A 23609-nucleotide genomic window follows, 5' to 3' on the forward strand; every position below is an offset into this window, starting at 1 on the left:
TGCCGTTGATAATTTTCGTTGAAGCAAAAAATGCTTCAGAGGTTCGCAGCGCTACATGCATTGCTCAGGATGGGTGAGGCGACTGAGTACATCGGGGCTTAATGTCCACGTTGCTGCGCTTAATGGATATCGCGGATCCCAAGTTGACGTCTGCGCGCCTGCCTGTCTTCCTTCCATTCCAACCCTCAAAACGTGATGCAGCCCCCCGCCGCTGTTGCAGCGCACATTGCACCCCCTGGAACCATACGCTAGCGTCCGGGGGCGATGGCAGGGGGGCGTGCCGCGGGGTCCGGGCATCCCCATCGTGATTCGGGTTTCGCGTTACTCATCGGGCACCGGTAGGTGTCCGCAGCGCACATCATCTCGAAGGGGAATTAAGGATGAAGATTCTGTTCCGCAATAAGGCGGGGCGGTTGCTTTCGGCTGTGGCGCTGTTCGCGCTCTCGGCCTCGGGCATGGCCAGCACGCTCAATCAGAACGTTTCCTGGACCGTCGATCGGCCCGCAACCAGCACCAAGTACCGCGTCGTGGCTTACGGCGATTCGATTTTCGCTGGCTATAACGGTTCGATCAGCAATGCGGCGCGCTACTCGGCGCCGACGGTGGATGCCGAGTATCTGTCGGCGCGGTGGAACGCGGACGTCGAAAGCATTCGCCGCGCCAAGTCCGGTGCGGTGGCGCGCGATGTTTACGAGAACAAGATCGTCGCCGATCGTTCCTACATGCAGGCCGCCTCGACCCGGGTGGTGAGCTTCGAGATGTGCGGCAACGACGGCCTGCAGGCGCGCACGGCGTTCAAGGAACAGACCGGCACCTGCAATTACAGCGGGCTGGATGCGGCGGTCAATTCCTGCAGGACTTACGTGGCGGCGGCGATGGACTACATCAACGCCAACGCGCATGCCAACACCAAGCTCAAGGTGATTTCCAATCTGTACTACCCCGGCTACAACGCCGACAACGTGCAGAGCTCGTGCCGCGACTCCGCCACCGGGCAGACGGTGAACATGCGCGATCGCTTCTTGCCGGCCATCGCCAAGATGAACTACTGGATGTGCGAATACGCCCGCCAGAAGGGCTTCAAGTGCGCGGACAGCTTCGCCCAGTACATGGGCGCGGATTACGACAGCAACGGCGACGGGCAGATCGATTCCGACGCGCTGCGCTACGTGTCCGGCGAAAGCGAGGCCAGCTACATCAACCGCACCGCGGTCACTCTGCGTGCGACCTTGCGCGACGCCAACACCAAGTTCGTGTCGTCGTCGAGCTCGTTCGACTACATCCAGTCCGACGACACCCACCCGACCTACACCGGCGGCACGGTATCGGCTGGCCTCTGGGGCGGCAGCACCGGCACCGGCGCGCCGCGCTACTCCAGCTTCACCAACGGCCGCAGCCCGATCTGGAACCAGTACGGGCACGAGCGCATGGGCTGGGCTTTGTCGGTCTATCAGCCGGCTTCGCCCTGACGGACGCGTCCGGCGGATAGCCGACTCATGACCAAGCGCGATCATCCGCATGCCCCGTCGTCCCGAGCGGACGGCGAGGGCATGCGTGTGATTGCGAAAGCGCCCGCGGCTCGCGATAGGCGCTTGCTGTGGGTGGTCTGTGCCGTCGTGGTGATCGCGGTGGCGTCGGTGGGCTGGTGGTGGATGCGCGAGCCTGCGCAAGGCGCGAATGCCGTCGTTGCACAGGCCGACGTGGATCGGGACGCGGCCGCTCCGCCGGACAGCCGTTCGCTGTCCACGCGGGCAACACAGCAAGCCGCGTCGCAGCAGGAACCACCGGCCGTGCCGAGCAACGATCCCAACGACTTGGCGGCTTACTTCCAACCCGGCGATCCGGAACCCACCGGCGCGCAGGTCATCGAGGCCTTGCAGCAGGCCGGCGTGCGTACGGGCCTGGGCGCGTTCAATCCGCCCGGCACCAGTCCGCCGCTGCTCGGCTTGGCCGTGCCGGAAAACTACGAATTGCCGCAAGGCTATGTTCGCCATCATCAGGTGACCGACGAGGGCGTGCCGATCGAGCCGGTGCTGATGTTCGCGCCCGGCTTCACTTTGTACGACGCGCAGGGCAAACCCATCGCGATGCCGGCCGACCGGATCGTGCCGCCGGAACTCGCACCGCCCGGGATGCCGCAGCGGCCGATCCGGATTCCCCCGCGCTGACCCAGCGACACGGAGTGTTTCGATTTGATCCAGGAGCGGTTGTCCCCGTCCCGCTGGCGTAGCCTCGCCGGCATTCTCGCCACCGCTGCCTTGCTCGGCCTGTACGCTCGCGGCGGCCCTGCCTGGGGCCTGGGCTTCGTTGCGCTGGTGCCGTGGCTGTTGGTGCTCGACAACGACAGGACCACGCTGCGCGCGCTGGCCAACGGCGCGTTGATGAGCGTCGCCTTCGTGGCCGCGGTGTTTCATTGGTTCGGGGCGGCGATCGGCGCCTACACCGGGGTGGGCGCGTTGACCGCGACGGCGGCGCTGCTGATGCTGGCGCCGTTGTTGCAGCCGCAATTTCTCGCCTTCGCGCTGGTACGCCAGTGGGCGGGGCGCCGCTACGGGCCGGTGCTGCGCCCCCTGGCCGCGGTGTCGGCCTGGGTGGCCTGCGAATGGCTGATGCCCAAGTTGTTGGGCGACACCTTGGGGCACGGCTTGTTTCCATCCGCGGTGTTGCGCCAGGTTGCCGACCTCGGCGGCGCCGCGGGCATCACCGCGTTGCTGCTGTTGGTCAACGAGGCGGTCGCCTTCGCCATCGAACAGCGCAAACGCGGCACGCGCGTGCTGCTGCGGCCACTCGCGCTGGGGGCCTTGATCGTGGTGTGCATGGCCGGCTACGGTGCGATGCGGCGCGCGGATTTGCAGGCGCCGGCGGCCAATGACGCGCCGACCCTGCGCGTCGCCATGGTCCAGGCCAACATCACCGACTACGAGCGCTTACGCAAAGAGATCGGCGCGTATGCAGTGGTCCGTAAGGTGCTCGACACGCACTACGAACTTTCGTGGTCGGCGATCCGCGACCACGATGCGGACGTGCTGCTGTGGTCGGAAACCGTATATCCCACCAGCTTCGCCAGCCCGCGCAGCGAGGACGGCGCGGCGCTGGACCGCGAGATCCAGGGCTTCGTCGATACGGCGGGCGTGCCCTTGGTGTTCGGCACCTACGACCGCGACGGGCAAGGCGAATACAACGCGGCCGCGTTCCTCGAACCGGGCAAGGGCTTGCTCGGCTTCTATCGCAAAACCTACCCGTTCCCGTTGACCGAATACGTGCCGCGTTGGCTCGATGGGCCGGTGTTGCGGCGCTGGTTGCCGTGGGTCGGCGGTTGGCGCGCGGGCGACGGCGCGCGCGTGCTGCCCTTGCGCAGCGCGGACGGGCGCGAGGTCAACGTGGTGCCGTTGATCTGCCTGGACGACGTGCATACCGACCTGGCCATCGACGGCGCGCGGCTCGGCGCGCAAGCCATCGTCGGCATGTCCAACGATTCCTGGTTCACCGCGTACCCGGTGGGCGCGCGCCTGCACCTGGCGGTCGCGGCCTTTCGCAGCATCGAAACGCGGCTGCCGCAGGTGCGCGTCACCACCAACGGGCTCAGCGCGATCATCGACGACACCGGCGAGGTGCTCGCGAACACCGCGGTCGGCGACCAGGCCGTGTTGACCGCCTTCGTCAGCGCCCGCGATCCGTCGCCCACCTTGATGGTGCGCTGGGGCGATTGGGTGGGGCGCGCGGGCGCGGTGTTCCTGCTCGCCCTGGCGGCACTGGCCGCGTGGCAGGCGTTGCGTCGCCGCGCCGTCGCCGCGCCGGAAGTGGAGCCGGTCATCGAGGTCGTGCTGCTGACGCCGTTCTGGCGTGCGCTGAGCGGCGCGTTGAGGTTGTGCGCGGGCGTGGGGCTGCTGTGGCTGGCCTTCGACATGCTGGCGCGCATCGGCCTGCAGGTCCAATCCCTGTCGCAACTGCGGTTGTTCGCCGCGGCCGTGCTGCTGCCGTCCGTGGCGGCATGGGCCATCGAGCGCAGGTTCGCCGCGCGAGCGAGCGTCGAAGGTGGGTTGCTGGTGCTGGATCAACGGCGGCAACGGATCGAGCTTCCAGTGGCGTCGATCGCCGCGTTGCGGCCTTGGCGTCTGCCGCTGCCGTGCAGCGGTGTCGATGTGCGCCTGGCCGCAGGTCCACTCTGGACGCGGGGCCTAGCGTTGACGCGCCCGGAGGCCCTGCGGCGTATGTTGGCCGCGACCGGCGTGCCGATCGCTTGGGAAGGCCGCTTCGCCGCCGGTCGGGCCGATCTGATCCAGGCCCGCGACGACGCGCATCGACGCTGGGTCGATCATCCTCTGGTGAAATTCGCGCTGTTCCCGTTGCTGTTGGCACTCGTCGCGTTCCGTCTGCACCAGGTCATCGCCTTCGGTGGTGCCTTCGGTGAGTACTACAGCTACGGGCTGGCGGCTTATCTCACCGGACTGCTGATCTGGTGGGCGTCGTGGTCGATCGGCTTGATGCTGTTCGCCGCCGTGCTGCGGGTCGCGATCGAAACGGTCGTGATGTTGGCTATGGCGTTGCGCTATGCGCACGCGGCCGCCCTGCGCGACGCGCTCGAATGGCTGGGCCGTTTGGCGTTCTACCTCGGTGTGCCGGCTTGGCTGGCCTGGCGGTTGCTGTCTACGGGGTGAAAGAGCGGGGCTTGCTACGCGTGATGGCCGGGACTCGCGGAGTCGGCCGACCAAGCTTTAACCGCGGCCAACCGCGCTCGTTGCCGAACCTTGCGGCACTGATCGCAGCAGGCACACTGCTGCGCGATCGACAGCGAAGGGATGCGAGCGATGGGGCAGGATGCCGGGGTCATGGGGTGGCAGTGCGCGTCAGCGATGAGCGGGGGCGCCGATGCGCGCGCATGAGTTCGGCGAAGTGCGCTTCGAACGTGCTCTTGCCTGGACGGTGGTCGCGCTGGTCCATGCGGGCTTGATCTGGGCGGCGTTGCAGTTGCGCAGGCCGGCCGATCCCGTCGACAGCGAAGCGAGCCTGACGGTGATTCTTCTGCGGCCGGCGCCGGCGTCGCCTTCGCGCCCGAACGAAGCGGTGGGCACACCGCCGGCACGCGACTCGCCGAAGAAAACCACGCCACGATCGCCGCGCCCCGCAGTCGTCCCCGAAGTTGCCGCGCCGCTCCAGATAACGCCGCCACACGCAGTGCCAGGCGATACGGCCGAACCTGCCGAAGCGACCGGTCTCGCCGCGATCCGCATCGACCGTAACGCGCTCGATCCGGCCGGCGCGACGCGGGCGCCGTGGGATGCGCCGGCGCCGGATTTGTTGGCCAGTCGCATGCCGGTCCTGCCGGGGCAGGGCGCGCGGCGTTTCCGTATGCAGCCGCCGAACTCGATCGCCCGTACGGTCGAGCGCGTCGGCCGACTGTTCGGCGGCCGCGGCGAGGACCCTTGCGTGCGCACGCGCGACAACATCGGCGAACTGGCGGTGCAGGGCGATTCGGCCGCGTTGCAGCGCGAGCTGGAGTACGAGCGCCGGCTCTGCCGTCCCTGACCGGTTCAGCGATTCCGGGCCATCGTGCGATGTGAAGGTCCCTCGCGACGCCCATGGTTCTTGCCCGATCCCGCCGCAGCGCGGCGCGCATCGACGCTTCACCGCCGGCGCGCTAGACTGCGCGCCCGGTCCCGAGTGGGTCGTCGCGTATCGCACCGTAGCCCCAGGCCGGACGATCCGCGCCCGCTCCGGTCCGATACGTACGGCGGCCGCGAGGTCGCCGTTTTTTGTCGGCGCGCGGCGCCTGGAACGGAACGGCCGACGGCGGTCGCGGTCCAAGTCAGGTCGCGGTCGTCCCAGGCCGGCAGCAGTCGCTACAGCGGAGGTACGATGTCATCGAAGATCGTCCTCGGTTGGCGCGAGGCGGCGGCGTTGCCCGCGTTGGGTCTGGCCGCGATACGCGCCAAGATCGACACCGGCGCGCGCAGCTCGGCGCTGCATGTGGATGCGCAATGGCGCTTCGTCGAGGCCGGCATGCCCTGGGTCGGTTTCGAGCTGAGTCCGGGGGCGTTGGGCGCCGGCCGGGTCGAGGCGCAGGCGCCGGTCCACGACGAGCGCTGGGTCACCGACTCCGGCGGCCATCGCAGCAGCCGGGTCTTCATCCGCACCGTGCTGAGTCTGGCCGGCATCGAACGCGAAATTGAAATAAACCTGGCGGATCGTCGTGGCATGCGTTTCCCGATGTTGCTCGGCCGCACCGCGGTGACCGGGGTGTTCACGGTCGATCCGTCACGCTCGTTCCTGCACGGACGCATCCGGCGGCGCCACCCGCGCGTCTGAACGCGCCGGGCCGTTCGCCTTTCTTCTCCACGTTTCTTCCACCCACGCGAATCCCTTCCGATGAAGCTTGCGATCCTGTCGCGCAACACCAAGCTCTATTCGACCCGCCGGCTGGTGGAGGCCGCCCGCGAGCGCGGCCACAGCGTGCGTGTGCTCGACCCGTTGCGCTGCTACATGCGCATCGCCTCCGACGGCTTCGAGATGCACTACAAGGGGCGCGAGATCTCCGGCTACCACGCCGTGATCCCGCGCATCGGCGCCTCGGTGACCCGTTACGGCTCGGCGGTCCTGCGCCAGTTCGAGCTCATGGACACCTACACCCCGAACACCTCCGACGCGATCCTGCGCGCGCGCGACAAGCTGCGCAGCCATCAGCTGCTGGCCGCCGAGAGCATCGGCCTGCCGGCGACGGTGTTCGGCGACAACCCCGACGACACCGCCGACCTGCTGTCGATGCTCGGCCCGCCGCCGCACGTGATCAAGCTCAACGAGGGCACCCAGGGCGCCGGGGTGATGCTGACCGAGAAGCTGTCGGCGTCGAAGGGCGTGATCGAAGCGCTGCGCGGGCTGTATGCGAATTTCCTGGTCCAGGAGTTCGTCGCCGAGGCCAAGGGCGCCGACCTGCGCTGCTTCGTGGTCGGCGGCAAGGTGGTCGCGGCGATGAAACGGCAGGCGCCGAAGGGCGACTTCCGTTCCAACCTGCACCGCGGCGGCACCGCCAAGGGCGTGCGCGCCAGCACGGCCGAGCAGGAGGTGGCGGTCCGCGCCGCCCGCGTGCTCGGCCTGGGCGTGGCCGGCGTCGACCTGATCCGCTCGGTCCGCGGCCCCCTGGTGCTGGAGGTCAACGCCTCGCCGGGCCTGGAGGGCATCGAGGAGGCCAGCGGGGTCGACGTGGCCGGGGAAATCATCGAGCACGTGGCCGGTCAGCTGAAGCTGGGGACCGGGCGTCGCACCGCCACGAGACGCTGAACAGGCGTCCGGCCGGGCCCCGGAGCGGGCCGGCCGAGGGGAATGGCAAGCCTGGCAGGTCATCTGCCGGCGATCCGCCGAACGGTGCCTCCCCGGCGCGGAAGGGCCGGGCCCTCAAGATGACAACTTCAGGTTGTATTTAATTATTTTTTAACATCGTTTTTAACGGCGGTTTAATCGAAATCCGCGTAGCGTTACCCGTACCGCAGCACTGCCGCTCCTCCAAGTCACGCTCCTCGTCAGAACGTTACGGATAGGGATCTGGTCGGAAGCAGGTTACGGTAATCGGGGCAATACCCTTTTGGCCCAGGCGCGGTGGCCCCGCGTCTGGGCCTTTGTTTTTTGCGGTCTTTTCCGGGGTTTTCCGTATGTTGGCGTTGCCGGGCGAGCCATGACTTTCGGCCTAGACCGGTGCCGCGGCGCTTGAACGGCGGCCCAGCCCCTGTTCACCTTTTCCGTTCACTTTACATACGCTCTGGCAGAATCGGTCGCTTGCCGCCGCTGCGCATCGCACAGCGGCCCACGAATACGGAACCTCGGACGTCTTAGCACGGTCGAACGCCAACCCACTGGGAAGAGCACATGCGCATACTCGTGATCGAAGACAATCAGGACATCGCCGCGAACCTCGGCGACTTCCTCGAAGACCGTGGCCACACGGTGGATTTCGCCGCCGACGGCATCACCGGACTGCACCTGGCGGTGGTGCACGACTTCGACGCCATCGTCCTCGATCTGAACCTGCCCGGTCTCGACGGCCTGGAGGTCTGCCGCAAGCTGCGCAACGAAGCGCGCAAGCAGACGCCGGTGCTGATGCTGACCGCGCGCGACAGCCTCGACAACAAGCTCGCCGGTTTCGACTCCGGCGCCGACGACTATCTGATCAAACCGTTCGCCCTGCAGGAAGTCGAGGTCCGCCTCAACGCCCTGTCGCGCCGCGGCCGCGGCGTGCAGACCCGCGTGCTCAACGCCGCCGACCTGGAATACAACCTCGACACCCTGGAAGTGCGTCGCCAGGGCAAGCTGCTGCAGCTCAACCCGACCGCGCTGAAGATCCTGCAGGCGCTGATGGAAGCCTCGCCGGCGGTGGTCACGCGCCAGGAACTGGAAACCCGCGTGTGGGGCGAAGAATTGCCCGACTCCGACAGCCTGCGCGTGCATATCCACGGTTTGCGCGCAGTGGTCGATAAGCCGTTCGAGACGCCGTTGATCCAGACCCGCCACGGCATCGGCTACCGCATCGCAGCGCCCGAAAGCAACGGTTGACCGCGTGGCCGCAGAGGATCCTTCCGCAGCGCGGCTGAAGAAACGCAAGCGCTTCCGGCGGCGCTTGCGCAGCCGCATTATTTTGGCGTTCGTGCTGCTGGGCTTCGGCCTGACGACGATGTTTGCCTTCGCGACCAACTGGACCCGCACACGGGTCGAGAAACAGTTGGTCGAGGACGCGATGAACCGCAACATCAACAAGGCCGCGCAGCAGTTCGAACTGGATCCGAACAATCCGCAGTTCGGTTTTGACATGACCCGGGCCTTCGTCTATACCCCGGACCGGTTCGAGTTCGTGCGGACCAACCGCCCGGAATGGTACGAGCTCAAAGACGGTATCGCCTTCGTCACCAACGAAGGCGATACCACCATACCGTTCGAGTACTACAACCTGGCGGTGCGCAAGACGCCGAATGCGTGGTTTTTCCTCGCTTACGACATGACCCAGTCGGCGCGCAGCGAAGCTCAATTCAATCGCGCGCTGTATCTGTCGGTGCTGGTGTTCACCCTGTTTTCGCTGTTGGTGGGCTGGTGGGCGGCCTCGCGCGTGATGAGCCCGGTGTCGGAGCTGGCCAACCGGCTCAAGCGTTCCGGCCGCAGTGCGCAGGCCGAGGCCTTGGCCGCGCATTTCCCCGACGACGAGGTCGGCCAGCTCGCCGAGGCGCTGGACGATTACGCCGAGCGCCTGACCAACGTGGTCCAGCGCGACCGCGAGTTCAACGCCGACGTCAGCCACGAATTGCGCACGCCGCTGGCGGTGATCAAGGGGGCGGTCGAGCTGTTGCTGTCGCGCCCGGACATCGAGGACAAGACTCGCAATCGATTGTTGCGTATCCAACGCGCCGAACAGCAATGCACCGACCTGATCAGCGCCTTGCTGCTGTTGTCGCGCAACGAGCGCGGGCACGGTTCCACCGACATCGCGCGGCTGTCCGAACAGCTGCTCGACGCCCATCGCGCCCAACTCGGCGGCAAGTCGCTGACCCTGCGCATCGAGGGCGAGCAGGGGCTGGTGGTCGACGCACCGGAAGCGGCGGTCGCGGTGGCGCTGGGCAATCTGATCGGCAACGCGGTCAAGTACACGACCCAGGGCGAGGTGGTGGTGCGCCTGCGCCCGCGTTCGGTCGACGTCATCGATTCCGGCCCCGGCCTCAGCGCCGAAGATGCGGCCAAGCTGTTCGAGCGCGGCTACCGCGGCACCCATGCCGGCCACTCGCAGGGCGGCGGCATCGGCCTGTCGATCGTGCGCCGGCTGTGCGAACTCTACGGCTGGGACGTGCGGGTCAAACCCGGCGAGGTCATGGGCGTGGTGGCGACGCTGACTTTCTGAGAGCCGGGATTGGTGATTCGGGATTCGGGAATCGGGAATCGGTAAAGCAAAAACAAGAACGCCCGGCTTCGACGAAGCCGGGCGTTTTGGTTTCTGTCGGGTGGTGGTGGAGCTTCGGGATCGCGGCGAACCGCTCTTACGATTCCCGAATCCCCATTCCCGATTCCCGGCTTTAAGCGACGGGCTCGAGCCAGCCGTACTTATCCGCCGTCTTGCCGTTGAACAGGCCGAAGAACAGCTCCTGGATGCGCTCGGTGACCGGGCCGCGGCGGCCGCTGCCGACCTGGCGGCCGTCGACCGAACGGATCGGGGTGATCTCGGCGGCGGTGCCGCACATGAACAGCTCGTCGCACAGGTACAGGTATTCGCGCGGCAGGTCGCGTTCGATCACTTCGATGCCGACGTCGCGGGCGAGGGTGATGATGGTGTTGCGGGTCAGGCCGTTGAGTAGGGCGGCGCTGACCGGGGTGGTGTGCAGGGCGCCGTTGAACACCAGGAACAGGTTTTCGCCCGCGCCTTCCGAGAGCAGGCCGGTCGAAGCCAGGGCGATGCCTTCGCCGAAGCCCAGGCGACGCGCCTCACGCGCGACCAACTGGCCGGACAGGTAGTTGCCGCCGGCCTTGGCGCCGGCCGGGATGGTGTTGGGCGCGAAGCGCTGCCAGCTCGACACGCAGGCGTCGATGCCTTCTTCGAGCACGCTGGCACCGAGGTACTGGCCCATTTTCCAGGTCGCCACGGCGACGTCGGTCGGGGTGTCGGCCGACAGGCCGAAGCCGCCGAGACCGCGGTAGGCGACCGGACGCAGATAGTCGGTGGTGTTGCCGTTGGCCTTGATCACTTCGTGGCAGGCCTGGTTGATCTGCTCGACCGAGTACGGAATGCCCATGTCGTAGATCTTCGCCGAGGCGAACAAACGGGTGTTGTGGTCGTTGAGGCGGAAGATCACCGGACCCTGCGGCGTGTCGTAGGTGCGAATGCCCTCGAATACGGACGAACCGTAGTGCAGCGCGTGCGACATGACGTGGGTGGTTGCTTCGGCCCAGCGCTTGATCGCACCGTTGTGCCAGATCCATTCGGGGTATTGCATCGTCGGCTTCCGTGGTGGGTGGGGAAACCCCTATTGTGCCCTGCCTGCCCGGTTCAGGCCCAATCGAGCGGCGTATGGATGCCGTGCCGAGCCGGGCGCAAGGCTCAGCCGCCGCGGATCCACCAGCAGCCGAAGTGGCGGTACAGGCCGAACACGGTGCGCGACGGCGTCACCCCATTGGCCATGGTTTGCTCCAGGCGCAGCGCCACCGGCGTGCGCCGCTGCGGGGCGTGCGCTGCGGGCGCCGGCGCGGAGGTCGCGCCTTCGCCCGCGGCGTCGGTCGCATCGGTCGCATCGGCCGTGGCGGCGCCGGCCGGGCTGCCCAGCGGCGTCGCCGGGGCCGGGATCGGCGGCAGCGGCGCGGTGGCGGCGTTCGCCGCGGCCGGCGGCAGGGTGGTCCAGGCGCCGCCGCTGGGTTCAGGCGGCGGCGGTGCCGGCGACGACAGAATCGGTGCGATGTCGAGCAAGGGGCGCTGGGCGATCGCGTCGAGCCGCTGCAATACCGCATAGCCCTGGTCGCCGGACATGCCGGTCCAGTGATAGACCGCGGCCAGGCGATTGCTGTCGCGGGCGTCGATGGCGCTGGTGATCAGCCCGATCAGGTCGCGCAGATTGCGCGCGCAACCGCCGACGTAGGCCTGCTGCTGCTTTTGCTGGGCGGCGGCATCGCGCGGCAGGCGGTCCACGCCGCCGACCGAGGCGCAGTCGCGGTCGGTGTAGACCGAGTTGCCGTGGGTGTCGGTGCAGCGGCGGATCTGCGCCGCCGCGGTGCCCGGATACAGCGTCGCCACGGCCCACAGGGCGGTCAACGACAGGAACAGACAGAGTCGGGCGAACGAAGGCATCGGCGAAGACTAGCGCCGAGGGCCGGCCAGGGACAGTGCGGCGATGCCGAAAGGATGCCGCGGGCACATCGCCGAGCGGCGCATCGCGCCGCGAACGCCGCGGCCGGATCGCCGCGGCATCGGCAGGGACGCAGCCCGCAGGCTGCGCCCTTGCGGCTGTCGCCTAGACGGCGATCAGCGGAACGCACCCACGGTGGCGGCGCGTTCGTTGAGCACGCGGGCGTTGTTGCTCTTCGCCGCGGTGCCCATCGGCACGCCGTTGTAGGTGATGTTGGGGTTCGACCAGTAGTTCAGGCGCGGGCAGTTGGAGCCGCAGTTGTAGGCCATGATGGTGCGCCAGGTCTTGTTCGGCGCCCAGTAACCGTGGCCGTAAGCGTAGGTGCCGTTGGTGCCGTTGTTCGGATCGTGGTGCGCGCCGAAGTTGTGGCCGATTTCGTGGGCGAAGCTGTAATAGCCGGTCATGCAGGTGTTGCCGACCACGCTGAAGGCGCTGGCCGCGTTCGAGTTCAGATAGCCCAGGCCGCAGTACGCCGGGTCGGTGATGATCAACACGTTGACGTCGGCGGCGATGCTGTTGCGGGTGGCGTGGTAGCCGTCGAGATAACCGTCGCTGGTGCCGCGGAAGCGGCTCAGGTCGGTGTCGAAGCCGGCGCTGACATAGCTGTTGGTGTAGTTGCCGGCCAGCTCGAAGCGCACGTTGACCGCGCTGTTGGCGAAGCTCTGGTTGCTCTCGGTGATCGCCAGGTTGGACTTGGTGGTGATGTTGCCGACCGCGTTGGCGGCCGCCTGGGTGTAGACCACCATGACGCGCACGGTGACCGGCGCCTTCTCGCCAGCGGCGGCCTCATTGAACTTAGGGTCGTTGAGGAAGGGCACGATCGGCTTGGCGGTATAACCCGAGGCCGGGTGATCCGGCGGCATCAGCGATTCGTCGATCAGGCTGATGGTGTGGCCGCCGTTCTTGAGCGGATCGATGCGGTAGAGCTTGCCGCCGCTGCGCACCGTGCCGGACATCTGATCGCCCTGGCGCACGATGGTGGCCGACTCCTCCGGATCGCCGATGAGTTCGGCCCCGGTGAACTGGTTGATGCGCTTGAGCTGGGTCTTCGGGTCGCCGACCAGGCCCTGCCAGATCACCACGCCGTCGGACTTGCGCTCGGCCTGCAGCTTGTGCGCCTTGAGGCTGACGCCGGGTGCGAGGTTGAGCAGCAGTTCCTGCTGGTTTTCGGTGATCTGTGCGGTGTTGGCGCGGACCAGGTCGACCTTGACCGCGGCGCGCTCGGCCTTGACGGCCTGGTAGGCGGTATCGGTATTGGCGCTGCGTACCTGACTGACGGCAGGCGAAGAGAACAACGGGGCCGGTTCGGCGGCCGAGGCGGCGCCGGCGAGGCCGAGCGACAGAGCGATGGCGAGGTTCAACGGCAGCAACTTGCGTGCGGACATGATGCGCTCTCTCCAGTGAGGACCGCTGCGCGTCGGGGCACGGGGCCCCGACGGCGGTCGCGAGGGCATCGCCCGTCGTGGCGATGCGTCCTGCTGGCAGTGAGCTACCGCGCCGTCTCGCCGCTCAAGACCGAACTTGTCGGCGGACAAGTCGGAGATGAGACTTGTCTTAGCAATTCGCCATAAGCACTCGGAGTGCAACGTCGTCTCTTGACGCCTGCACTTGCGCTTTCAGGTGTCTGAATGCCTCAGGCGATACGCGACAACACCGTCTGGGTCGGTTTGGCCAGGTTGAGCGTGTAGAAATGCAGGCCCGGCGCGCCGCCTTCGATCAGGCGGCTGCACAGCTGCGCCACGACATCGGCGCCGAATTCGCGCACGCTGTCGGCGTCGTCGCCGTAGGCCTGCATGCGCTGGCCGATCCAGCGCGGGATCTCGGCGCCGCACAGGTCGGAGAAGCGCCGCAGCTGGCTGAAGTTCGAGATCGGCATGATGCCGGGCACGATCGGGATGTCGATGCCGGCCGCGCGCACGTCGTCGACGAAACGGAAGTAGGCGTCGGGGTTGTAGAAGTACTGGGTGATCGCGCCGTCGGCGCCGGCGCGGACTTTGCGCTTGAAGTTTTCCAGGTCCGACAGCGCATCGCGCGCCTGCGGATGAGTTTCCGGATAGGCGGCGACCTCGATGTGGAAATGGTCGCCGGTTTCGGCGCGGATGAACTCGACCAGTTCGTTGGCGTAGCGCAGGTCGCCGGCGCTGGCCATGCCCGAGGGCAGGTCGCCGCGCAGGGTCACCAGGCGGCGGCAACCGAGTTCGCGGTAGCGCGCCAGCAGCTCGCGGATTTCCGCGCGCGTGCCGCCGACGCAGGACAGATGCGGCGCGGCGTCTAGGCGGTGCTTCTCGCGCAGGTGCTGGATCGTGTCGGGGGTGTAGCTCAGGGTCGAGCCGCCGGCGCCGAAGGTGCAGGACACGTAGCTCGGCGAGTAAGGCTTGAGCTTGGCCGCGGAGCGGTCCAACTGGGTGCGTTGCTCGTCGGTCTTGGGCGGGTAGAACTCGAAGCTGATCGGCAGCATGGGCGAGTCGCACGATGGTGGGTGCCTGGATAATATCTCTCTATCGCGATGAATGGAACAAGGCTCCCGTTCCGGGCCGGCGCCTGCCTAAACTGGGGCCCACCGCGACGAGCGGGCCATGCCGACGAGTGCGAGCCGATGAACCCTAGCCAGTCCCACGTCCTCGACAACCCGATCTGGTCGTCCCTGCGCAGCCGCCATGCGTCGCTGGCGCTGAGCGCCGGGCCGCTGGCGCGCTACCCGGCGCAGATCGCTCCGTTCATGGGAGTGGCCGAGGAGGGCGCCGACGCCGGGGCCGCACTGGCCGAACTGGTGCCCGCACAGGACACCGTGCTGCTGCTCGACCGGGCGCCGGCTATCCCGGCCGGTTGGGAGCTCAAGCACCTCGCCGACCTGGCCCAGATGATCTGCGAGGCGCCGATCGCCGACGCGGCGACGGACGAGAGCGACGACATCGTCGAGCTCGGCGAACGCCAGCGCGACGACGTGCTGGCGCTGACTGCGTTGGTGTATCCGCATTATTTCCGTCCGCACACGATGGCGCTGGGCCGCTACTTCGGTGTTTACCGCGACGGCCGCCTCGCGGCGATGATCGGCGAGCGCATGGGCACGGACGCCTACACCGAGATCAGCGCCGTCTGCACCCACCCGGACTTCAACGGCCACGGCCATGCGCGTCGCCTGCTGCGGTTTCTCTCCAACGACAACCACGCCCGCGGGCGGATCCCTTTCTTGCACGTGAGCCACGAAAACCCGCGCGCGGTCGAGTTGTACGAACGCAACGGCTATCGCTTGCGGCGGGATATTCCGTTCTGGTCGTTGCGGCGCGAAGCGTAGGTTCCCGAAGGATCTTCGGAACATCACACAGCAGGGTCTGGCCCAGACGCGAGTGAAAAGCAATCGCTTGGATGAAGACGCTGTAGCTTCACGCGGAAGCCATTCGATCAAGGTTGCCGATTGTGATGAAGTCGATGGTTTGCGATGAGTGATCGACCTATTTCTTGTAATGAGACTGGGCTCTCATGAATCATGACGCTAATTTCGCGCTCGACGGCTCGGTTTTCCTCATGCGGTGAGGTCATCCGAGTGTCTGTGGGCCGCCTTACTGGAAGTTGCGTCAGGCGACGCATGTTCTTCACTGGATGACTCTGATGGCCTGTACCCCTCTTCGATTCATGGCAGCCGCTTGCGTGCTGCTATCCACTCTGGTGCCCATCGAAGCTTCGGCGCAGGTGCCGGAGTACGAGTACCGAGCAACGCGTTACATGCCGAGCGGCGAAAGCCAAACATTCAAGACTTTGGCTGAGGCCGAAGCCTACATCCGCACCGAACCTGCGACACCCAGGGGGAATGTTTACCTCGAAAGAAGTTCGATGCAGTTTTTGGGAATATACGGAACTTTGTTCAAGTACAACGTTCCTCGTAGGGCATATGAACGTTATGTCGGCGACTTCTACGACGGGCACATGAGTGGCAATGCCACCGATTGCAGCGGACTGAAGTGCGATACCGAAGAAGAGATGGTCGCGGCGAGCATGCGAGCCTATCCACTTCTAAACAGCTATACCGCGACTTTACGAGGCGCTTATCTGTCGCCGCCCTTCGCAATGTGGGGTTCAGAAGGCCAGAACGCGCGCATAGTAATGAACGCAGTTCAATATAGCGGTGCGCCGATTCCGAACCAGCGCGAGATCCTCGCCCGCTCGAATGCGACCGGAGCGGTCCAGTATACGTACCGAGTGAATCGAGTCGATTTCTATGGGTGTCCTGCATTATTCAATGCGGTAGACAATACTTATGGCGAACCGTCCAAAGGCGTATGGCCGCTGATCTGCCATAACGGGGCGACAGGGTCGATCACAAAGGTCGCCAAGCAGTACGCACCCAGCTGCGATGCCTTGCCTCCGGACCTCGTTCCGCGCGACGGCAATCCCTGCGCATCGGATACGGGTAATAAAGAGTATCGCGAGAGCGATTTCAGCTGGGAGGGGCGCGACTTCCAGCGCGTTTACAACTCGATCGGTGAGGTTTCACTGCTGTCGGGTATGGGCGATAACTGGGCGCATCCATTCTCTGGCCGATTGATGTTCGCCAATGGTGGATACCCCAACCTGTGGGTGCGAGCGGACGGCTATATTGAGTCCCTGGCATCTGCGGGAGAAATGTACCGGCCTTCCAGCAGCAAGAATGCCGCGCTGCGTAAAGAAGCCGATGCGGCAGTGATAGCTGCAAAGGGTGCCTGGGAACTGATGCGGCCAGACGGCAGCAGTCTGTGGTTCCGGGCCGACGGGCGTCTTCGTCGTATCGAGAACGGCGCGGGCGTTCTAAGCCTGGACTATTGCAGCGGCGCAGCGCTGGGGACCGAAAGCTGCCCGCACTCGGACTATGTGGCGAAGGTCACCAGTTCCAGCGGCCGCAGCCTGGCGTTTGAGTACACCAGTATCGCTGCCCCGGTGGGTACGGGCAGCACGCGCTACGACGCTCGGGTCAAGCGGGTGCTGGCGGACGGGACAGTGTTGGCCGAGTACGAATACGACACGGCTGCGCGTCTGGTACGCGTGCGTCACGGCGGGCCGAGCGGGCCTGGACGGCAGTACCTGTATGCCGAAGCCGATTTGCTCTGCCGGGACCACCAGGGCAATGCGATCGCGAACTGCAACGTCGCCAACTACCCGAACAACCTCACCGGCGTGGTGGATGAGCAAGGTGTACGGATCACGCGTTACACCTATGACGACAAGAACCGGGTTACCAGCAGCGAGCATGCCGGAGGTGCCGGCCGCGTCAGTTTGAACTACGTGTCTGCGACCAGCGTCGAGGTCACGCTGCCGGCCGGGGCGCGCAAGACATACACCTTCAATTCTCTGCCGTTCAAGCGTCCGACTCAGGCGGTCATCAGCACCACCGACGGCGGCTCGCGCACGGTATCTGCGGGCTATACCAATGACCGTGTCAGCCACTCCATCGGCGGCACCGGCGGGCGCACGAACCTGGCGAGTAGCGATGGGCTGCACGAGACCTCGCGGGTCGAAGGGCTGACCGCCGCGGGCGCGACGACCGTGCGTACCCGCACGACCCAAACCGATTGGCATGCCGCTTCCGGCCTGCCTGCCGAGCGGCGGGTCTACGACGCCGGGAATGTATTGGTCGGCAAGCAGGCATGGACCTATAACGGGCGGCGGCAAGCGTTGACGGCCTCGACGGTCGATCCGGTCAGTTCGACTGCGCGGACTACCGCGTTGACCTATTGCGAACCCGCGGACGTCGCCGCCGGCAACTGTCCCATCCCGGGGCTCGTGACTGCGATCGACGGCCCACGCACCGATGTCGCCGATACCACGCTCTACACCTACTATCCGAGCGACGATTCCGCTTGCGCCACCTCGCCATCGACCTGCGCGTATCGCAAGGGCGATCTGTGGATGGTGACCGACGCGCTCGGCCACGTTACCGAGTACTTGCGCTACGACGCCGCCAGCCGTCTGCTGTCGAGCAAGGACGCCAACGGCGTGGTCACCGACTTGGAGTACTACCCGCGCGGCTGGCTCAAGGCAAGCAAGGTGCGCGGCGCCAACGCCGGGTCCGAAACCGATGACGTGATCACCCGCTACGAGTACGACCTGATCGGCCAGGTCAAGAAGGTGATCCAGCCCGACGGCGCCTTCGTCCGCTACGACTACGACGCGGCGCACCGGTTGAGCGACATCTACGACAACGCCGGCAACCGCATCCATTACACCGTCGACGCGGCCGGCAACCGCACCCAGGATGACACCCGCGACGCCAGCGGCGCGCTCAAGCGCACCCTGTCGCGGATCTACAACCAGCTCGGCCAGCTCAAGACCGCCAAGACCGCCGACGGCCACCCGACCGCGTTCACCTACGACGCGGCCGGCAACGGCGACCTGACCACCGATGCGCTGAACCGCAAGACCGACAGCGACTACGACCCGCTAAATCGCCTGGCCAAGACTTTGCAGGACGTCGGCGGCATCAACGCCAAGATCGAGTACCGGTACGACGCGCTCGACCGCCTGACCCAGGTCAACGACCCGAAGGGCCTGAACACTACCTACGGCTACAACGGCTTCGGCGACCAGGTCCAACTGTCCAGCCCGGACACCGGCGTTACCACCCGCAGCTACAATGCGGCCGGTCAGGTGGCGACCAAGCAGGACGCCAACGACGCCGCGCCGCATACCTACACCTACGATGCGCTGGGCCGGACGAAGACGGTCTCCTACGGCAGCGGCGCCAACGACGTCGAATACGACTACGACACGGTCAATGCGGCCTGCGCGGCCGGCGAGACCTTCGCCATCGGCCGCGTCACCGCGATGCGTACCGAAGGCACCGAGCTGAAGTACTGCTACGACCGCTTCGGCCGGGTGGTGCGCAAGGTCCAGTCGGTCGACGCGCAGTCCTTCACCTTGCGCTACGCCTACACCCCGGCCGGCGAGCTGAGCGCGCTGACCTACCCGGACGGCGCGGTCGCCGACTACGCGCGCGACGCCCAGGGCCGCATCGTCGAAATCGGCGTGACCCCGGCCGGCGGCGTGCGCAGCGTGCTGCTGAACAACGTCACCTACCTGCCGTTCGGCCCTGCCACCGGTTGGACCTACGGCAACGGCCGCAGCCTGAGCCGCAGCTACGACCTGGATTACCGCGCCAAGACCATCTTCGACCCCGGCGCCGGCGGTCTGTCGCTGGCCTATGGCTACAACGCAGTCGGCGAACTGACCGAGCTCAAGGACGGCCTGCAAAGCGCCTTCCTGGCCAAGTACGACTACGACGCCCTAGGTCGATTGAAGATCACCCGCGACGGCCCGACCGGCACGCCGATCGAGACCTACGGCTACGACGCCACCGGTAATCGCACCAGCCTGCTGCGCGCAGGCACGACGACGGCCTACACCTATCCGGCCACCAGCCACCGCCTGACTGAGGTGGGCGGCATTGCGCGCGGCTACGACGCGGTTGGCAACACCACCAGCATCGGCGGGGCGAAGGAGTTTGTTTACAACTCCAACGACCGGATGAGTCAGGTCAAGCTGGGTGGCGTAGTTAGCCGCAGCTACCGCTACAACGCCAAGGGCGAGCGTGTCGCTGCGACTAACGGTGCCAGCGGTGGTCCGGTCGCGGTTTATACGCTGTACGACGAAGCAAGCCATTGGATCGGCGACTACGATGCTATTGGCACCGCCACGCAGCAGGTCATCTGGTTAGGTGATTTGCCGGTCGGCGTCATCGTCGGCGCCAGCATTGCGCAGAAGCTGCACTACGTCCAACCAGACCATCTCGGCACCCCGCGTACGGTGATCGATGCCGCGCGCGACGTCGCTATCTGGTCCTGGAATGCTAAGGGTGAGGCTTTCGGCGCCGACGTGCCGAACCAAGACCCGGATCAGGATGGCACCGCGTTCGTATTTGACCTGCGGTTCTCCGGCCAGCGGTACGACACCATCAGTGGCTTAAATCAGAATGGATTCCGCGAGTACGACGCTGCGACGGGTCGGTACTCGCAGTCAGATCCAATTGGCTTAGGTGGTGGAATTAGCACATACAGTTACGTTGGCGGGAGCCCGTTAACTTCTATCGACCCCTTTGGCTTGGAGATAACAACGGCTGATGCCTATTGCGTGAGATACGGGCCGGCCGCATGTGCTGAGGTTATGGCGCCAAAACCCCCCGTTAACCTTGCGCCTTCGGCGTTGGGCTCGGGGCTTGCAGCTTCGATCTGGTGCTGGGCAACTGGGTGTACTGTTCCTGGAGGGGCTGCGTACTCGCCTGTTCCTCGGAGAGAATTGACTAAATTGGAAGAAAGACAATTCGATCGATACTGCGTGGGAAGTGAAGATCCTTGCGAAGAGCTAAAGAAGGCAACACGAGCCGCAATTGCTGCGGCACGCGTGAAGATGAATGCTATGTTGATAGACAGAGATAAGATGTATGGGAAGACGGGGTGGGTCACCCATACTGCTGATTTGAAGGGGCGTCTTGATAATATCGCCGCAATGATTTCTTTGGGTCAAAAGGTTGGTTGCGATATGAGCGCAGAAATTGCCCTTGCTACGGATCTTTTCTTGCCGAGCGTCCCGCGATGAAGGTCCGGATCGATTTCTCGATCATTACTGCTGACGGAGAGGCTATCGGTAATGTAGAGGGGGTGCTTGATTGCGTGGTCTTACCGATGGTGGGGGACACTTTGTGTTTCATGTCTGCGCCGAATGGGGCTGACATCCCTCCTGGTCACGAGTTTGGCGGGCATTTGAAAGTGACGGATAGAGTAATTAGCCCAAATCTAGAGGGGGGCGGGGTCACTATTATGCTCGGTGATATGGTGGCGGAATCCAAGATGCAAGCAATGGCGTTGGCCAATTACTTCGAGCGAGATTACGGGCTTTTTGCAAATATTTATGATTGAATGCCTTGCCCCTTCTTATGCCTGTGAGTTCGATGGGGCTGGGTTTGTTTTGGGGCGACGGCGGCTGGTCACGAACGACTGATGTGCACATGAATGAGGTCGGAAACCGGGTCAGAGCCCGTTTTTCAATGGTTCGCCTTGTACGCCGATGACGGCTCTCCAAATGACTATACGGCTACGGGTATTCATCTCCGGGGGCAGTTCAGGCTCCATCCGGGTACGATCAGTAAAGGATGCGTCACCCTGCCTAGCAAGACTGATTTTGAAGCGATTCGAGAGCGTCTCATGCACACAAAGCAGGAATACATACCAGGCACTAAGGTTCTCTAACTACGGCACAATCACAGTCAAATGAAGACCGTGCTGCAATTAGCGCTCGTTATGGCACTTGGGGCTCTTTTTGGCTTTGTGCTTGATATCTTCATCTGGAGAGAAGGCTTTAATTATCCGATCCTTGGGGCATTGCCAAAAATTCTGACTCGTAGTGGAGAGGGAGCATACGACCTGATGTCGATTGAGTTGGTTATTCAATGTGCTCTCGTTTTTGCCCTTGTGTGGGCCGGAGTTCGGAGCTTCCTTAGAAGGCAAGGCCGTAAGGCGAACACGTAGGGCGTCAATAAGCGAAGCGCATTTCGTCGAAGGGCGGACTTATTCACTTCCTGATTTGGGGGGCGACTTTACGCTGCTCCGGAAACCGGGTTAGAGCCCGTTTTTTCTTATTGGTGCTGGCGGCTCCTATTCAGCCAATCCCAGCGGTCAGGGGCTAAATGTCGGAATCGGCTTGGGTGGCATAGGCGCCAGTCCTGGGATGATCAATTCCCATCGCGGTAACATCTATGAGGCGATATACAACTCGACGCGATGATGAAAAAATTCTTTATGAATAAATCTGGCCAGATTCCACTTCTCGATGAGGTGAGGCCGGAAGATCGTTTCCTCAACGGCAATCGAAGGTTTGCTGTCGGGTCTGTCTATGTGTGGGCGATATCACTGCTGTTTTTGCTTGTTGTCATAGTCACTATCTTCGACCTGTAACGGATAAGTGGGTCTTCTGTGCTTGCGTAGAAGGGGGCTGGCTCGCTAGTCAGGGCGGTCACGCTTGCTCGGTCCCTGCATAGATTCCAAGCGAGAGAACTAGCGCTCTGTCTGCATAGTTATTTCTAATACATGCCGCAGGCCATGGACGGCGCATGCCGCGACACTGCGGTCGGTGGCGTCACGTGTGTCTAGTTGCGCAGGCCGGCAACATGAGGCAATGCGCCCGATCATTGACCCATGCGCCTCATCTCGGCAAAGGTAACGGGCGCCGAGGCGCCCGTTCCGTTGTTATATCGATCCGGGATGCCGGACGATAGGCTTGTAATCAAATCCCCGGAATACCTGGGATATCGTCCGGCAAGTCGATATCGGGCAGATCGATATCCGGCAGGCTCATATCGGGCAAGTCGACGTCCGGCAACAGATCGAGATTCAGATCAGGCAGGCCTACCGGCGGCAGGTCGGTGATGTCGGGGAACCAGGATTGTTCGGTCAAACGGTCGAACAAACGTTCGCCCTGTCGGCCGACGGCAAGCGACGGCCCCAGTGGGGTAAAGGCGAAGGGCCCGGCGTCGCGCAGGTATTGCACGCCGGTGTCGCCGAGGATTTCCGGCACGTCCTCGGGTTCCAGTTTGCCGATGGTGATCTTGGTCTGGTCGATGCCTTCCTGGTTGAGCACGTCGCCGATGTCCGGGGTCAGCGCGATCACCGTCAGGTCCTGGACGGACAGGCCGTACAGGCCCGAATCGACATAGGCGTCGGGGTGGCTGGCGAAAGCGAAGCGGCGAAAGGCATCAGGGTCGCGTTCCAGATCGGCGAAGCCTTGCGGGTCGCGGATGCGGTAGTCCTCGATCGCGGTCTGCAAGGCGAGGGTGGTCTTGTCGCGCCATTCCAGCCCTTCCGGCGACAGGTCGGTGCTATCCAGTGCGGCGAACCGCTCCATGTATTTGTCGCCGTAGCCCAGGTAGTAGTCCGGCGGCTCCACGCCCGGGTTGCGCGCCTGGAAGTCGGCGAGGCGCTGTTCGTAGTAAGTCGGGGTGCCGACCTCGACCGGCGCCGGATCGTTGGCGGGCGGGGTGTAGCTCGGAAACGACGGGCCGTCGATGGGGCGGATCATGGCGCGCTCCTGCAGGATTTCACCGCCAGCCTAACGGCCGCGATTGCGCCTGCCAGCCTCGGTAGGACCCTAGGTCGGCGGGCGGTTCTCCGGTTCAGTCGCGGGGGATTCCAGTGTGCTTCATGGTCCATTTCATCCGCTTACCGGATCGATGCACCGTACCTGCGGCGGCGTGTCGCGGCTTGCGCCGCTCCTACCCAAAAGCCGCGCATCCAAGGGTAGGAGCGGCGCGAGCCGCGACCGCGATACCGCGGCCGGCGGCGTCGATGCGCTGAGCGATGTAGGGCGACGGGCGAGGGAGCGTCGCGACGACCAGGGACCGCACAAAAAGAAAACGGGCGCCGAAGCGCCCGTTTCCCGTGTCGCATCGATCCGCCTCGCGGCGGGGTCGATCAGTAGCGGTAGTGGTCCGGCTTGTACGGGCCGTCGACCGAGACGCCCAGGTACTTGGCCTGGTCGTCGGTCAGGGTGGTCAGCTTCACGCCGATCTTTTCCAGGTGCAGACGCGCGACTTCTTCGTCGAGCTTCTTCGGCAGGATGTAGACCTTGGCTTCGTAGCTGTCCTTGTTGGCCCACAGGTCGATCTGCGCCCGGGTCTGGTTGGTCTTCATCGCCGCTTGCTGGCACAGTCGACGTAAGTCGATATGCCAGTAATAGAAGGCATGTCGTAAGCGCCTATCGTGCAACTTCGGCCCGATTCGGTACGGCCGG

18 protein-coding genes and 1 pseudogene are annotated in these 23609 nt (G+C 64.9%); 13 read left to right on the forward strand and 6 right to left on the reverse strand.

Going from position 1 to position 23609, the window contains the following annotated elements; translation table 11 throughout:
- Positions 1 to 380 precede the first annotated feature (380 nt).
- From ACKN61_RS06230 to ACKN61_RS06265, 8 genes are all read left to right on the forward strand, one after another.
- Complete coding sequence (locus ACKN61_RS06230) at positions 381 to 1469, forward strand: hypothetical protein (protein ID WP_223619800.1); 1089 nt, start codon at positions 381 to 383, stop codon at positions 1467 to 1469.
- A gap of 27 nt (positions 1470 to 1496) precedes the next feature.
- Positions 1497 to 2168 (forward strand): hypothetical protein, encoded by a 672-nt coding sequence (locus ACKN61_RS06235; RefSeq protein ID WP_408952753.1) that lies wholly within the window; start codon positions 1497 to 1499, stop codon positions 2166 to 2168.
- 39 nt (positions 2169 to 2207) lie between these two features.
- Complete coding sequence (gene lnt, locus ACKN61_RS06240; protein ID WP_408952754.1) at positions 2208 to 4658, forward strand: apolipoprotein N-acyltransferase; 2451 nt, start codon at positions 2208 to 2210, stop codon at positions 4656 to 4658.
- A gap of 211 nt (positions 4659 to 4869) precedes the next feature.
- Complete coding sequence (locus tag ACKN61_RS06245; RefSeq protein WP_408952755.1) at positions 4870 to 5526, forward strand: hypothetical protein; 657 nt, start codon at positions 4870 to 4872, stop codon at positions 5524 to 5526.
- Positions 5527 to 5856: 330 nt separating this feature from the next.
- Positions 5857 to 6306, forward strand: a complete 450-nt coding sequence (locus ACKN61_RS06250; RefSeq protein ID WP_408952756.1) for an ATP-dependent zinc protease — start codon at positions 5857 to 5859, stop codon at positions 6304 to 6306.
- Between the two features lie 60 nt (positions 6307 to 6366).
- Positions 6367 to 7275, forward strand: a complete 909-nt coding sequence (gene rimK / locus ACKN61_RS06255; RefSeq protein WP_408952757.1) for a 30S ribosomal protein S6--L-glutamate ligase — start codon at positions 6367 to 6369, stop codon at positions 7273 to 7275.
- A gap of 582 nt (positions 7276 to 7857) precedes the next feature.
- Complete coding sequence (locus tag ACKN61_RS06260) at positions 7858 to 8541, forward strand: response regulator transcription factor (protein ID WP_031371404.1); 684 nt, start codon at positions 7858 to 7860, stop codon at positions 8539 to 8541.
- Positions 8542 to 8545: 4 nt separating this feature from the next.
- Positions 8546 to 9871 carry a sensor histidine kinase gene (locus ACKN61_RS06265; protein WP_408952758.1) on the forward strand — a complete coding sequence of 442 codons (1326 nt, stop codon included), beginning with the start codon at positions 8546 to 8548 and terminating at the stop codon, positions 9869 to 9871.
- Positions 9872 to 10043: 172 nt separating this feature from the next.
- Here the strand turns inward: ACKN61_RS06265 and ACKN61_RS06270 are convergent, their stop codons facing one another.
- The 4 genes from ACKN61_RS06270 to metF all read right to left on the reverse strand — a co-directional run bounded on the left by ACKN61_RS06270 (position 10044) and on the right by metF (position 14319).
- The gene (locus ACKN61_RS06270) at positions 10044 to 10958 is read right to left on the reverse strand and encodes a branched-chain amino acid transaminase (RefSeq protein WP_408952759.1); all 915 of its coding nucleotides are present in this window, start codon (positions 10956 to 10958) and stop codon (positions 10044 to 10046) included.
- A gap of 104 nt (positions 10959 to 11062) precedes the next feature.
- Positions 11063 to 11803, reverse strand: coding sequence for a hypothetical protein (locus tag ACKN61_RS06275; protein ID WP_408952760.1), 741 nt, complete (start codon positions 11801 to 11803; stop codon positions 11063 to 11065).
- Between the two features lie 174 nt (positions 11804 to 11977).
- Complete coding sequence (locus ACKN61_RS06280; RefSeq protein WP_408952761.1) at positions 11978 to 13246, reverse strand: M12 family metallo-peptidase; 1269 nt, start codon at positions 13244 to 13246, stop codon at positions 11978 to 11980.
- Between the two features lie 248 nt (positions 13247 to 13494).
- Positions 13495 to 14319, reverse strand: coding sequence for a methylenetetrahydrofolate reductase [NAD(P)H] (gene metF, locus ACKN61_RS06285; protein WP_408952762.1), 825 nt, complete (start codon positions 14317 to 14319; stop codon positions 13495 to 13497).
- Positions 14320 to 14457: 138 nt separating this feature from the next.
- On the opposite strand from metF, the gene ACKN61_RS06290 reads away from it, so the two are divergent.
- The 5 genes from ACKN61_RS06290 (at position 14458) to ACKN61_RS06310 (ending at position 21352) form a co-directional block, all read left to right on the forward strand.
- Positions 14458 to 15156 carry a GNAT family N-acetyltransferase gene (locus tag ACKN61_RS06290; protein ID WP_408952763.1) on the forward strand — a complete coding sequence of 233 codons (699 nt, stop codon included), beginning with the start codon at positions 14458 to 14460 and terminating at the stop codon, positions 15154 to 15156.
- Positions 15157 to 15461: 305 nt separating this feature from the next.
- Positions 15462 to 20423: an RHS repeat-associated core domain-containing protein gene (locus ACKN61_RS06295; RefSeq protein ID WP_408952764.1), complete on the forward strand. Its 4962-nt coding sequence runs from the start codon at positions 15462 to 15464 to the stop codon at positions 20421 to 20423.
- Entirely contained in the window at positions 20420 to 20743 is a 324-nt protein-coding gene (locus ACKN61_RS06300; RefSeq protein WP_408952765.1) for a hypothetical protein, read from the forward strand. The genes ACKN61_RS06295 and ACKN61_RS06300 overlap by 4 nt, the downstream gene beginning before the upstream one ends.
- A gap of 93 nt (positions 20744 to 20836) precedes the next feature.
- Positions 20837 to 21073, forward strand: a complete 237-nt coding sequence (locus tag ACKN61_RS06305) for a tlde1 domain-containing protein (protein WP_408952766.1) — start codon at positions 20837 to 20839, stop codon at positions 21071 to 21073.
- Positions 21074 to 21094: 21 nt separating this feature from the next.
- On the forward strand, positions 21095 to 21352 hold the full coding sequence (locus ACKN61_RS06310) for a hypothetical protein (RefSeq protein ID WP_408952767.1): 258 nt from the start codon (positions 21095 to 21097) through the stop codon (positions 21350 to 21352).
- Positions 21353 to 22106: 754 nt separating this feature from the next.
- Here the strand turns inward: ACKN61_RS06310 and ACKN61_RS06315 are convergent.
- Complete coding sequence (locus tag ACKN61_RS06315) at positions 22107 to 22898, reverse strand: hypothetical protein (RefSeq protein ID WP_408952768.1); 792 nt, start codon at positions 22896 to 22898, stop codon at positions 22107 to 22109.
- 392 nt (positions 22899 to 23290) lie between these two features.
- A pseudogene (locus ACKN61_RS06320) lies at positions 23291 to 23500 on the reverse strand (adenosylhomocysteinase); the annotation flags it as partial.
- Positions 23501 to 23609: the final 109 nt, after the last annotated feature.

Source organism: Lysobacter sp. Hz25 (assembly GCF_046097045.1).
GTDB classification, from domain to species: domain Bacteria; phylum Pseudomonadota; class Gammaproteobacteria; order Xanthomonadales; family Xanthomonadaceae; genus Lysobacter; species Lysobacter antibioticus_B.